This is a genomic window from Stenotrophomonas sp. FSL W7-1447 (genome assembly GCF_037966425.1).
Taxonomy (GTDB): Bacteria; Pseudomonadota; Gammaproteobacteria; order Xanthomonadales; family Xanthomonadaceae; genus Stenotrophomonas; species Stenotrophomonas pavanii.
Genome location: NZ_CP150199.1, coordinates 3,741,925 through 3,755,299 on the forward strand (window position 1 = coordinate 3,741,925; position 13,375 = coordinate 3,755,299).

Below are 13,375 nucleotides of genomic sequence, written 5' to 3' on the forward strand. Positions count from 1 at the left end.
CGTAATCTATACTCTGCGACCACGAAATTCGCAATCGGAATCTGAACCCGATGACTCGACTCCGCCGCTGGCTGCGCTGGATCTTCCTGATTGTCCTGGTCCTGGCGCTGATCGGCGCGGCCGCCGTGGGCGGTCTGTACTATGCCGTTTCCTCCAAGCTTCCCGACGTGCAGACCCTGCGCGACGTGGAAATGCAGGAGCCGATGTACGTCTATGCTGCCGACGGCAAGCTGATGGCGGTGTTCGGCGAGACCCGGCGTACCCCGATCACCATGAAGGACGTGCCGGAGAAGCTGAAGCAGGCCTTCCTGGCCACCGAGGACGCCCGCTTCTACGAGCACGGCGGCGTGGACTACATGGGCATCGGCCGCGCGGTGTGGCTGCTGGCCACCACCAACGACAAGCGCGTGCCGGGCGGGTCCACCATCACCCAGCAGGTTGCCCGCCAGTTCTTCCTCAGTTCCGAGTACAGCTACACCCGCAAGCTGGCCGAGATCCTGCTGGCGCGCAAGATCGAGTCCGAGCTGAGCAAGGACGAGATCTTCGAGCTGTACCTGAACAAGAGTTTCTTCGGCAACCGCGCCTACGGCGTGGCCGCCGCCGCCGAGTTCTACTACGGCAAGAAGCTGAACGAGCTGGACCTGGACGAGATGGCCTCGCTGGCCGGCATCCCCAAGTTCCCCTCGTCGGGCAATCCGATCTCCAACCCGGAACGTGCCCGCCAGCGCCGTGACAACTACGTGCTGCAGCGCATGGCCGACCTGAAGTTCGTCAGCCAGGCCGAGGCCGATGCGGCCAAGGCCGTGCCGATGCACGCCACCGCGCATGAGCCGCCGGTGCAGGTCGATGCCCCGTACGTGGCCGAGCTGGTGCGCCAGGAAATGATCGCCCGCTTCGGCGGCGACGTGGTCAACAAGGGTTACCACGTCACCACCACGATCGATTCCACCCTGCAGACCGCGGCCAACCTGGCCGTGCGCGACGGCCTGCTGCTGTATGACCACCGCCACGGCTGGCACGGCGTGGAAAAGCAGGTGCAGCTGGGCGCCGGCGACGATGCCGCCGCCCTGGCCGAGCACCTGCGCGGCATGTACGGCCAGGCCGGCCTGTTGCCGGCGATCGTCGCCAGTACTGGCGCCGATGGCAGCGCTACGGTGGTGCTGGCCAACCGCACCGAGATCGTGCTGCCGGCCGGTGCCGCCAAGTGGACCAACAAGACCCCGGGCAAGCTGGTGCAGCGCGGTGACATCGTGCGCGTGCGCGCCGGGGCCAAGGAGGGCGAGTGGCTGCTGGACCAGATCCCGCGCGGCCAGTCCGCGCTGGTCTCGCTGGATGCCCACAGCGGTGCGCTGAAAGCGCTGGTGGGCGGTTTCAGCTTCTCCGGCAACAAGTTCAACCGCGCTACCCAGGCGCGCCGCCAGCCGGGTTCGAGCTTCAAGCCGTTCGTGTATGCGGCCGCCTTCGACAAGGGCTACAACCCGGCCTCGATCGTGCTCGACGCCCCCGTCGTGTTCCGCGACCGCCGCGGCAAGACCTGGGCCCCGCAGAACGACGGCGGCGGCTTCCGCGGCCCGATGCGCCTGCGTGAGGCGCTGGTGCAGTCGCGCAACCTGGTCTCGGTGCGCCTGCTCGACGGCATGGGCGTGGACTACGCGCGCAAGTACATCAGCGAGTTTGGCTTTGCCGAATCGGAGCTGCCGCCGAACCTGTCGATGTCGCTGGGTACCGCCTCGTTGACCCCGCTGTCGGTGGCCCGTGGCTACGCCGTGTTCGCCAATGGCGGCTCGCGCGTGGATACCTGGCTGATCGACCAGGTCAATGACCGCGACGGCAACCTGGTGTTCAAGGAAAACCCGGCGCTGGCCTGCCGCGACTGCGCCGGCAGCAGCGACCAGCCGGTCAACCAGGTGGTGGACGGCTTCAACTTCGGCGCCCCGGCCCCGAAGGTGGACCCGGCCGCTGCAGCCAAGGCCGAAGCCAAGACCGAAACCCCGGCCGCGCCGGCCAACCCCGACGCCCGTACCGCCCCGCGCGCGATCGACGCCCGTACCGCCTACCAGCTGGTGTCGATGATGCGCGACGTGGTCCAGCGCGGCACCGGCGTGCAGGCCAAGGTGCTCGGCCGCGAGGACGTGGGCGGCAAGACCGGCTCCACCAACGACCACCGCGACGCCTGGTTCTCCGGCTTCGGCGGCCCGTACGTGACCACCGTGTGGGTGGGCCGCGACGACTTCCGCTCGCTGGGCTACCGCGAGTACGGTGGCAAGGCGGCGCTGCCGATCTGGATCGACTACATGCGCACCGCGCTGAAGGACACCCCGATCGCGCAGAACGAGCCGCCCAGCGGCATGGTCCAGGCTACCCTCAACGGCGCGACCGAGTGGGTGAAGGTGGAAGACATGGACCGTCTGACCGACTACGACCTGAACCTCAATACGCCGCAGGCCGACGCCGCCGCGTTCGATATCTTCTGAGGAACGGTTTGGTGGGTGCCAACCATGGGTTGGCACCGATGCGGCTCTGGTAGAGGCCAACCTTGGTTGGCGCCTCGTGCCGACCAACGGTCGGCACCTACCAGAGCGGTTGCATCCGCCATACCCACGCGGATGTCACATCCGTGCGCTAGTCTGTCGTCAGGTCGCAACAGGAGTCATCGCATGCATCGCGCCCGTCAGCATGCTGCCAGCCAGACCCGCGAGCGGCGCCATCGCCTCGCCCACGAAGCCGCCCGCCTGATGGCCGAAGGCGGCATCCGCGACTACCACCAGGCCAAGTTGAAGGCCGCCAGCCGGCTCGGCATCCACGACGATGCCTCCCTGCCCCGCAACACCGAGATCGAAGACGCCCTGCGCGAATACCAGCGGCTGTTCGCCGGCCCCCAGCACGGCAACGAACTGCAGCGCCGCCGCGAGGCCGCGATGCGGGCGCTGGAGTTCCTGCACGGGTTCGCGCCGCGCCTGGCTGGCCCGGTGCTGGATGGCACCGCCGACGCCAACAGTCCCGTGCAGCTGCACCTGCACAGCGACGACCCGGAAGCCGTGCACCGCTTCCTCGACGAGCACGGCATCCCCGCCGAATCGCGGACGCGCCGGCTGCGGATGGACCGCGAACGGAGCCTGGACGTGCCGGTGTGGGTGTTCAGTGCCGAGGAGCTGACCTTTGACCTGGCGGTGCTGCCCTACGACGCGCTGCGACAGGCGCCGCTGTCGCCGGTGGACGAGAAGCCGATGCGGCGTGCGTCGGTATCGCAGCTGCGGCAGATGCTGGCCGAGGCGGAGATCACCGCGTACATCGGCGGGTAACGGCTGCGCCGGTTCTGGTGGGTGCGGACCGTTGGCCCGCACGGTGCCTCAGCCCTCCGCATGCCTGACCCAAGCGCGGCCGGGCATGGCCCGGCGCTGCACACGCCCTCCCGGTCTACCAGCCCCGGTACGGTTCCTCCGCGTCGCCGGACAGCAGCCGCGCCAGCCACGGCGCACCCGCGCGCTGCGGGTACGCCACCATCATCCGCGCGTGCATGTTCTGCAGGTCCCCCAGCAGCCAGGTCTGATTGTAGACATCGCCGAACGGATCCGACCATGCCGTCTGCAGCCGCGCACGCTCGCCGCCGTCGAGGTTGGGCATCCTGTCCAACGGGATCTCCAGCACCGGCTCGAGCGCCCGGTTGATGGCCGCGTTCTCCGCCTCCGCCGCACGCATGAGCTCCAGCCGATGGCTGACCAGCCAGCACGGAAAGGGGAAGCAGCTGTCCGTGGCATCGATGTACGCCGCCATGTCGGCCAGCATGTGGGCTTTCAGCTGCCACACCATCGCACTGTCCAGCAACTGCCGCACCCGCAGCGTGCGCAGCGTACCGGCGCGGACGTCTTCCGGCGTGGTGAACGGCTCGCCCGGCGTCGGGCCACCATGGCGGACCAGCACGATGCGATGGATCGCTTCCTGGGTGATGTTCTCCACGCGCAGCGCGGCCGCCTCTGGATGCACGCGCGGTGGCGGCACGCTCGTCAACCGCCAGTGGTACCAGAGCACCAGCGCGATGCCTGACAGGCACAGCAGGGTGAACAGCACCCAGCGATCCAGGTTGCGGGTGTAGTAGTAATACCGCGCCCGCCACAGATAGAACGTGCGATAGCTGATGAATCGGCTTACCCATCGGTACATGGCCATTTCCTCGGCAAGGGCCCCGGCGCGGCGGGGCGGAATACGCGCGTCACGCCGGAGCGTCATCGCTTACCAGCCGATGCCCACGCCGACGCCCATGCTGCGTTCGCCACTGTTGGTGAACGCACCATTGAGGCTGAAGGTGGCCGAACCCTTTTCGTTCAGCACACGCTGGTAGCCCACGGCCATCGCCGACTCGCCCTCGCTGTAACCCACGCCCGCACCCAGACGGTTGTACGTGGCCAGACCGGCGGTGTTCATCGCCATCGCGCTCTGCGCGCTGCTCATCGCCGCCATGCGATTGAAGCGCTTGTCCATCTTGTCCAGGCGACGCTCGAAAGTGCTGATCGCACCGTCGGTGTACTCGTTGGCACGGGCCAGCATCTTTTCCAGCTCGGCGGTGTCGACCTGTGGCTTGGGCGTGTCGTCCTGCTTCGACTTTGGCTGCGGGGCCGGCTTGTCGCCTTCGCCGGCCGAGGCGACCTGCGGCGAACCGCCGGTTTCCGGCGTCGGCGCGGTCTCTTCGGTGGATGGCGACGGCGTGGACGCTGCCGCGATGGCGCGGGCCTGCGGCTGATCCTCAATGCGCTGCTCCAGCCCATCCATGCGGCCATTGAGCTGCTGCTGCATCGAGTGCAGCTGGCCACCGTTGACGGCATCGCGGCTGCCAGCCGCGATCAGGCCGTTGGCCACGTTGGAGATGACCATGCCGTTGGCGCCGGCCAGGGTGAGCTGGTGGGTACCGTCTGCGCGCACCGAGGGGGTTTCCTGGAACACGGAGCGGAGCTGGGATTCGACCTGATTCACCCGCGAGGTGGTGCTGACGACTGCGCCGTCGAGCGCTTCCAATGCACCATTGAGGGTGGATTGGGACTGGCCCTGCACGTTGAAGCTGGGACCGACGATGTTGCCGTTGGCATCGACTTCGCCGCCGAGGGCGGAGAGTGCGCCGCGCAGCTGGCCGACGGTGGCGGCGTTGTGGTTGGCGGTGCCGTTGGCGATGTTTACGAGGCGGCGATAAGTAGTTGCACTTCCAAATGAAACCACTCCGGCCTCATTCGCCTGAGAGCCTTCGCCTATTGCCAGCGAACCATTCGCTCCTTTACCCACTTTTGCTCCGGCACCGATAGCAATGCCTCCTCGTGCACCACCTCCGGCAATGCCTACCTCCGCTCCAGTACCTAGCGCAAATCCGCTATCGGAATCCTCATGCACGACCGAAGCGCGACCAAGGGCTATGGAATTTCTGCCCAGTGCCTTCGCATGGGTTCCCACTGCAGTTCCTCCATCGTTGCCGGTCTTAGCGAAGTTCCCAATTGCAAGACCAACCGGTCCAGCCTGAGCAGGACCATAGCCTGGAGCGGCACCCACACTGACGTACTGGCTGATGCCTTCCATAGCCGAAACACGGCTGTTGGTCTCATAGAGCTGGCTGCCCCGCACAACATCCGAGCTGTCAGCCGACAGCATCGCCTCCGCTACACCAGTCAAACGCGCACCGCCGAAATCGATCGGGCCGCTCGTATCCAATCCACGCATGGCCTGCTCGCCCATCTCCCGCTCCTTGCGCATCGTCTCCAGATCATTCCGATTCTGCGAAATCTTCTGCTCTGCGGCGTACAACTGACTGCCGGTTACGGCATCACGGCTTCCTGGGGCTACTCGGCCGTCAGCCAGGTTGGTCAGCACCATGCCATTCACGCCATTCAGCGCGATCTGGTTCATGCCATCTGCACGGGCGGAAGGCGAATCCTGGAAGATCGAACTCAGCTGGCCTTCCACCTTGCCCGCGCGACGGCCTGCGGTGATGACAGCGCCATCGAGTGCCATCAGTGCATCCTCGACGGTGTTCTGCGTTCCACCCTGCACCGCGTAGGTCGGGGCGATGATGTTGCCGCTGGCATCCATGCCTGCGCCGCCGCCGAGGGTGGCGAGGGAATCCTTGAGCTGAGAGACAGTGGTGGCGTTGTGGTCGGCGATGCCTCGGGCGATGTTTACAAGGCGGCGCTGGATGCCGACACTCCCGAATGACGCAACCCCAATCTCATCAGCTTGGGAACCCATTCCAAGTGCTAGCGAGTTGAGAGCTCCACCTTCAACGCTAGCGCCAGCACCGATCGCTACACCTCCACGTGCACCGCCAGTGTCTCCGCCGACCTGTGCACCGACTCCCATTGCGAATCCATTTTCGGAATCCACAGAGACAGTCGCCGCTCTACCAATTGCGGTGGAGTTCTTTCCCATCGCCTCCGCAAATGTGCCTACCGCAGTTCCTCCCTCCAGCCCCGTCTTTGCTGAATTTCCAAGCGCCACGCCTGCCACACCCGCTTCGGCACGTTCACTGAAGGGAGCTGAACCGATACCCACAAACTGCGCGACTTCCTCAAGTTCTGAGACGCGTGAATTGGTTGAATACAGCTGCTTCCCAGACACTGCTTCAGCGCTACTGGTGCTCAAGACCGCATCCGCAACCCCGCTGACCTTGCGATTGGCGCCAGCGCTGTTACGCACATCCAGCACTGTGCCGCTGTTCTTCTCACCCAGGCGGACGTTGCCCGTGGTGGAAACCTGCCCTACAAGACCACCCAGCGTCGTCGCGGCGGTCAACGCCGTGCCAGCATCGTCCATTGCAGTATCGGCCGCCGTCTGCGCCGCCTTCGCCGTGCGGTCCACCTCGCCCACCTGGGCATTGGTTTCAAACAGCTGCTTGCCGGTGACGCCCTCGGTGCTGGTGGCGCTCAACAGCCCATCCTTCAGGCCCCTGATCGTCCGGTTCGCATTCGCGCTGTTGCGCACGTCCAGCAGCGTGCCGCTGTTCTTCTCACCCAGGCGGACATTGCCTGTGGCAGACACCTGCCCGACAAGGCCACCCAGCACCGTCGTTGCGGTCAACGCCTTGCCGGCTTCATCCTTTGCCGTAGAGGCCGCCGTCTGCGCCGCCTTCGCCGTGCGCTCCACCTCGCCCACCTGGGCATTGGTTTCAAACAGTTGCTTGCCAGTGATACCCTCGGTACTGGTGGCGCTCAGCAACCCATCCTTCATCCCGCTGATCGTCCGCTTCACCGAGTCACTGCCGATCGATACCTGATCATTGGCGGTCGTAACCGAAAGCACACCCAGAGCCACCGAACGCGAATGATTGGCCTTGGTGGATGCACCCAGCGCCATGGAGCTCGCACCCCCTGCAGCAGATGCCTGGTAGCCGATCGCAACCTGGTACGCAGTCGGGCCGGTGCTCGCCGAGGCGCCGATGGCGATGCCGTAGTTGGAGGAGCTCGCCTCGATCTTGGCGCCGGAGCCGATGGCAATCGAGCCGACTGCATTGGCCTTGGCGTTGTATCCATGCGCACTCGCGCCCGAGCCACTGGCAAGCGCGTTCAGGCCTGAGGCAAGCGCACCCGTTCCCGATGCGTGGGCACGCTGCGAGGACGTCACGGTCGAGCCGCTGGCAGTCAGGTAGCCTGCCGCGTTGGCTGCGGACATCGCGTTCTCAGCCGTGCTCTTGGCCGTGTTCGCCGTGCTCTGCGCCGTGCTTGCGTTTGCCTTGGCCGTGTCTGCCGCAGTCTGCGCCCTGCTGGTGTCCTGCTTGGCCCAGTACAGCTGACTGCCGGTGACGGCATCGGAACTGGAGCCGGTCAATCGAGCATCCTGCACGTTCACCACGCGTCGTTTGATGCTGCTGCTGCCCACCGAGACAGCGTTGGACTCATTGCCAACCGAACCTGCACCGATCGCCACCGCGCCTGAACTGGTCGCACTGGCCTGATAACCAAGGGCCAATGCGTTGTAGGACGCACGCGCCTGGTTGCCCATCGCGATGGCACCTGAATAGCCCGATGTTCCGGCGAAGGCATCGGCCCCCACCGCAATCGCGCCCTTGCCACTGCCGGTATTCGCGCGCGAACCACTGCCGACCGCGATGTTGTTGCCACCATTGGCGTGTGCATCGTTGCCAAACGCCGTGGCGCCATAACCGCCTGACGCGCGCGAGAGCGCGCCAACAGCAGTGCCGTGTGAAACGTCCACGGTTACAGCGTCCCCCATCGCGACGCTGTTGTTGCCATACAGGCGGATGCCGTTGCCATAGGCTGCCGACTGGTTGCCTTCGACGATGGTCCGGGAGCCCAGGCCAATGGTCCGATCTCCCGTCAAGCGCAGGTCGCTGTACACGTTGTCGCTCACCGTGGCGAGCTGATAGACGATACGCTGGAGCGCCATTCCGCCAGACCACGCGACATTGGAGCGGGCAGGGCTTCCCATCGGCAGCATCCGTTGCCAGGCGTTGTAGAACAGCTCGGAATCTGCCCAGCGCCGCAGTTCATTTGCCTCCAGCGCCGCGCCGTGTTCAGTGGCCGCGGCGCTCGCCGTCGACAGGCAAAGCAATGCGAGCGCCCCTGAGGAGCTGCGTGCAACCGAGCGCGCACGTCCCTTGGTGCGGCGGGTCAACTCACTGCCCACCACCCAGCAACGCTTGGCGGCACTCCAGACACGACGATAGATGTGGTTCATGCTGTCTCTCCTTAACAGGACATCGAAAGTGAGGCCCTGCACATGACGCAGGGCCAGAACGTTCAGGCGCTCGGCGCCAGAGTGGTTGTGTGTTCGCGGTAGCCGTCCTTGGACAGGCGGTAGTGCAGCTGCACGGTGCTGTCCGGTTGAGGCTGGAACGGCAGCTTCAGCTCCGCATCGGGGTACAGGCTCTTGGCAAAGTCGTGGGACGTACAGGCACCGTTGGCGTTGCACTCAGCCAAACCTGTAATGCCGACCCGCAGGGTCCCCACGTTGCGCAGGGTGTCGCCCTGCAGTTGTAGATCCACACTGCCGTTGGTGGGCAACACGTTCACCAACGCGCCCCAGACCAGGCTGACGCCAACGTTGGCCTGCGCCGCCGGCTCGTCGTCTTCGAGAAGCGTTCCGTCCGGGCCCCTGACGCTCTCGAAGTAGACGCGGTAGGCCACTTCTTTCTCGACCGACTGCAGCGGGATGACCCGGATCAGGCGATTGCCACCACCACTGAGAGCGAACTTTCCAGGCGTGATGGCAACCGCGGCATCGGCCGCCTCGACTTCGATCTCTTCCTCACCAGCCTGCGCCGGATTCGTGATGCGCAGCAGGCGCGCCTGCACGTACTGTGGCTGGGTGGAGTGCGAGTAGACGCGGATCTGCGTACCGCGTTTTGTATCCACGGCCGCGCGCATCGGATGGATGGAGAGGTTGGCATGTGCCGCCGGCGGGGCCAGCAGCGCGCTCAACGGCAACAGACAGAACAGCAGCTTCTTCATGATGAGGCTCCGTGGGTATCAGGGTTTGGCGGTCGGCACGCGCAGCTCTACCGTCAGCTCGCCGTCGTAGAGACCGGGCCGCTTGCTGGCGATGGGCGTAGGCGGCGTTTCCAGTACCAGCGGCGTGGGCACGCAGTACACGGGTTGATTGATGCCTGGCAGCATCACCAGCCGCAGCTGCGCGCTGTCGATGCCGCGCAGCAGCTGTTCCTCGCCGTGTTTCATGGCCAGCAGGTTTCCGCCGTACTTCAGGCCGACCTGGTAGTCGAGGCGCTGGGTGTCATCGCTGCCACCGTCCCCGTGCCAGACCGCGTAGTCACGGCCTGGTGGTGGTCGTGGACCGCTGTCGCGCACGGTGACACCGAGGAACTCGCTCTGCGAGCCCACGCCGTCGTACAGGCACATGTCCACTTCCTTGTAGCCGCCGACCACCTTGCGGATGGGGTCGTAGCGCAGGTCCATGTTGACCAGCGGTGCGATGCCGTCGAAGCCGGGGAAGTAGATCGAGATCGCGTCGTAATCGGTGACGGTGAAATCGAAGTTGAAGGTGGCCGTGGCGACCGGTGCTGCGGTGGGATCGGCCTTGATGTTCAGGCGCATCGTGGCCTTCCAGTGGCCTGCCACAAGTCGCGAGATCTCGCGTTGAGGCAGGATCATCTCGATGCCCGTTCCGAGCGGCTGATCTGCCCCGCTCCCTATGCCGCATGTGTACCAGAATGCTGAATTCAGAACACGCGGTACTGAGTCCCAGTAATCTAAGGTGCAGCGATACCCCGACATAGCTCGCTGTAGGTTTCCAACTGCACGAATCTCGGTACGCAGGCCAGTCCTCAGTTCGACGAGACGCAATGCTATCTCTGTTGTTCCTGTTCCCCCAGACGAGCTCAGGTCACTTTCCGTCGGGCACCGCCCAAACTCACTATCTGAAGCAGATCCACAAACCACATGGATCTGCCCATACTTGAACGCCAGATCGTGACTGAACCCCAGCACCGTCCGCGGCGCCCACAGCTCCACATCACCCGGCACCGCCGAGCGATCCCAGCTCATCACGATGTCCCTGTTCTGGTCCGTCGGATGCGTCTCCGGCGGCCACTGCGCCCACGCCCGTGGCATCACCAGCACCAACGCACATACCAGCATCAACACAAACAACCAACGCCGGCTCATCGCGTACCTCCTGCAGCAGCGGTCTGGGACGTGGCGGCGATCAACGCGCGTTCCTGCAGCAGGCGGGTGACGCGAGCCTGCTGGCGGATCTCAGGCGGCAGCTGGGCCACGGCCAGCGGCTCGCAGTGCACGGCGCCGACCAGCAGCACCACCTGGCGGCGCTCGCGCACCTGCAACGGGCAATGCAGCAGGCGGTCGTCCTGCAGCAGGTACAGCGTTGTTTCGCGACGCGGGAAGTCGGCAACGAAGCTGCCGTTGGCGCTGGTGCCGGGCACCGGCGCGTTGAGGATGCGGGCGCCGCCCAGCGGCGACCCCGCCAGGTCCTTGGCATTGCCGATGAAGGTGTAGGTCACTTCGATCGGCACCGGCAAGCGCATCAGCTTGCCGGGCGTGAGGAACATCGGCCGTGCACCGCCCACACCGGTCACGCGGATCGCGGCAATGCTGTCCAGCGTGCTGGCGTCCTGTACTTCGGCGCGATGCGACTGGTACGACGACAGCGGCAGCAGCCGGCGCTCGCCGATCTGCAGACGCTGTCGGCGCAACCCGCCCACCTGCAGTTCTGCGGCCACGCCATGCAGGTCGGCATCGTCGAAACCGTCCACCTGCACGGCCAGGCCGGCCTCGGCGCCGTTGGCACCGCTCCAGTAGAAGCCACGGCGGCCCAGTGCGAAGCCCGAGCTGTGGCTGCCGCTGTAGCCGGTCTCGCCACGCCCGCCCTGCTGATAACGCGCGATGCTGGCGGTGGTGTTACCGATGGCGTTCTGCAGCTGGCCACTCAGCGAGGCGCTGTAGCGGTCATTGTTGTTGGCACGCAGTTCGGTATTCAGCTCGCGATAGTGCGTATCCCGCTCCTGGCGCAGGCTCTGGCCCACGCTGTAATCGATGGCCGGGCGCTGATGCTGGGGCTGGCGTACATCCACGGCGTAGCGGCGCTGGCCACTGCTGTCATGGTTGCGCTGCAGGCGGGTCAGGCTGAGGTTGAAGTAGATGCCACGGTCACGCTCGTTGCTGCCGCGCACGCTGTCGGCACTGCGTTGCTGCCACAGGCCCACGCGCGTGGACACGCTGAAGTCCTGCCAGCGATGGCTGCGACTGAAGCTGGCCTGCCAGGTGCGGCTCAGCACCGGCTCGCGGCGCGGCTCCAGCGGGCCCGGCGGCAGCAATGGCTCCAGGCCGAAGAACGGGTCCTGCTCGAATCCGGGCTGATGCCAGCCGGTGCGCCAGGTCTGGCGCCGCGTATAGCCCACGTAGACATTGCCACCGGCCGCCGGCAGCGACATCGAGCCGCTGAGTGAGTTGGTGCAGCCCAGCTGGTCGCGTGCATCGGCCTCGAACTGGCAGGCTTTGCCGCGCATGCGCTGCTGGTAGAGATTCCACGACGCCTTGCGCCGGTACGACAGCTGGTGCTGCTGCCCGTTGCTGCCGTCGCTGCCCCGCATGCCGCTGAGCGTGGCGCGCATCTCATGGGTGGCCAGCACGTGGCGCAGGTCCAGGCGCAGCTCACCGTAGCTGTGTCCGCCGAGGTTGGCGACACCGGCGGTAAGCGCGGCGTCGCGGCCCAGCGGCACGCGCAGGCCGGCCATCGCCACGCGTTCGCCATCGAAGCGGTCGCTGCGGCGCTCGTTGCGGCGGCCGCCCTGCACGAACCACTGCCACTGGCTGTTGGTCCAGTCGCCGCCCTTGTCGAACGGCGCCTCCTCGGTGCGCACCAGCACACCGTCCTCGTAGATGCGCATGCGCACCAGGTAGTTGCCGAACGGGAAATTGCGGGTGTCGATCTGGTTGATGCCCGCCTGCAGGTAGAACGTCTGCAGCAGCCGTTCGCCATCGAACACATCGACGCGTGCGTCGCGCGCCAGCAGCACCGTCAGCGGCGTGGCCTGCACGGCGGCATCGGTGTCCACATAGGCCTGGGTGGTGCCCACGCGCGCGCCCTGGAAACGGTCCAGCGGCAGCATGCTGAAACTGAAGGTGCCGCCCTGCGGGCTGGACAGGTTGCGGCGGTCCATGCGCCCGGCCTGCAGGTAGTGCGCCTGGCCCAGGTCATGGCGGTAATAGACGTTGTCGAACTGGAAGTCGTCGTCGCTTCGGCTGCGGTAGCGCTGCTGGGTGTAGTACCAGTCGGCGGACAGGTGAGCGCGATCAAAAAGTCCCAGCGTGCCTACGCCGCGCGCGGACAGCGCCTGATGGTCGCGGCCGCCGCTGACGTTGAGCGTCTGCTGGTGCAGGAAGGCGTTTTCGGCGTTGGCCGTGACCGTGTGGTAACGCTCGGCGGCCGGCTCTCCGGGAATCCACTGCCGCGCCACGAACAGGCGCACCGCGCCCTCGCCTTCGTCGTACAGCGCGCGCGCCGCAGTGGGGTCTTCGGGTGGATCGAGGTAGCCACAACCCGCCGTGGCGCCGCCAAAGCGGCACGCCAAGTGGCTGTTGCGCGGCAGCGGCTGCGACAACGCCGGCAGCAGCGCCGCCTGTGCTTCGGCCGGCAGGTCCAGGGCCTGCAGCACGCGCGCCGGCTCTTCCAGCTGCACGTGCTCCAAAGTCACGCGCACCGGCGACAGCCCGGCCGAGCGACCGAACAGCTGGATGTCGAGTTGTTCGGTCTGGCCTTCGACCAGATCCTCAAAGCCGGCGGGGACGCCGCGGGCTGCGGCCAGGGGAGCAGCCAGTGCCAGGGCGAGCGCGACCGCCAGCCGGGTAACGGCGGGGGCGTGTGGGGTCATTGGGGGTACCGCTGCAGTAGCGGCCGGCCCGGAGTGCGG

The 13,375-nt window shown here is 66.2% G+C and carries 7 protein-coding genes; 2 read left to right on the forward strand and 5 right to left on the reverse strand.

Going from position 1 to position 13,375, the window contains the following annotated elements; all coding sequences use genetic code 11:
* The first annotated feature begins 50 nt into the window (after window positions 1-50).
* The gene (locus tag NSQ78_RS17425) at window positions 51-2,474 is read left to right on the forward strand and encodes a penicillin-binding protein 1A (RefSeq protein ID WP_053461282.1); all 2,424 of its coding nucleotides are present in this window, start codon (window positions 51-53) and stop codon (window positions 2,472-2,474) included.
* Window positions 2,475-2,657: 183 nt separating this feature from the next.
* Window positions 2,658-3,302, forward strand: coding sequence for a hypothetical protein (locus NSQ78_RS17430; RefSeq protein WP_049465702.1), 645 nt, complete (start codon window positions 2,658-2,660; stop codon window positions 3,300-3,302).
* 115 nt (window positions 3,303-3,417) lie between these two features.
* Here the strand turns inward: NSQ78_RS17430 and NSQ78_RS17435 are convergent, their stop codons facing one another.
* The 5 genes from NSQ78_RS17435 to NSQ78_RS17455 all read right to left on the reverse strand — a co-directional run bounded on the left by NSQ78_RS17435 (window position 3,418) and on the right by NSQ78_RS17455 (window position 13,336).
* Window positions 3,418-4,161 carry a hypothetical protein gene (locus NSQ78_RS17435; RefSeq protein WP_057493350.1) on the reverse strand — a complete coding sequence of 248 codons (744 nt, stop codon included), beginning with the start codon at window positions 4,159-4,161 and terminating at the stop codon, window positions 3,418-3,420.
* Window positions 4,162-4,230: 69 nt separating this feature from the next.
* Window positions 4,231-8,670: an ESPR-type extended signal peptide-containing protein gene (locus NSQ78_RS17440; protein ID WP_064239108.1), complete on the reverse strand. Its 4,440-nt coding sequence runs from the start codon at window positions 8,668-8,670 to the stop codon at window positions 4,231-4,233.
* 62 nt (window positions 8,671-8,732) lie between these two features.
* A complete protein-coding gene (locus NSQ78_RS17445) occupies window positions 8,733-9,443 on the reverse strand; it encodes a pilus assembly protein (protein ID WP_064239109.1) in 711 nt (236 codons plus the stop codon).
* Between the two features lie 18 nt (window positions 9,444-9,461).
* A complete protein-coding gene (locus NSQ78_RS17450; RefSeq protein WP_064239110.1) occupies window positions 9,462-10,613 on the reverse strand; it encodes a CfaE/CblD family pilus tip adhesin in 1,152 nt (383 codons plus the stop codon).
* Window positions 10,610-13,336: a TcfC E-set like domain-containing protein gene (locus NSQ78_RS17455; RefSeq protein ID WP_064239111.1), complete on the reverse strand. Its 2,727-nt coding sequence runs from the start codon at window positions 13,334-13,336 to the stop codon at window positions 10,610-10,612. Before NSQ78_RS17455 ends, NSQ78_RS17450 begins: the two co-directional genes overlap by 4 nt.
* Window positions 13,337-13,375 lie beyond the last annotated feature (39 nt).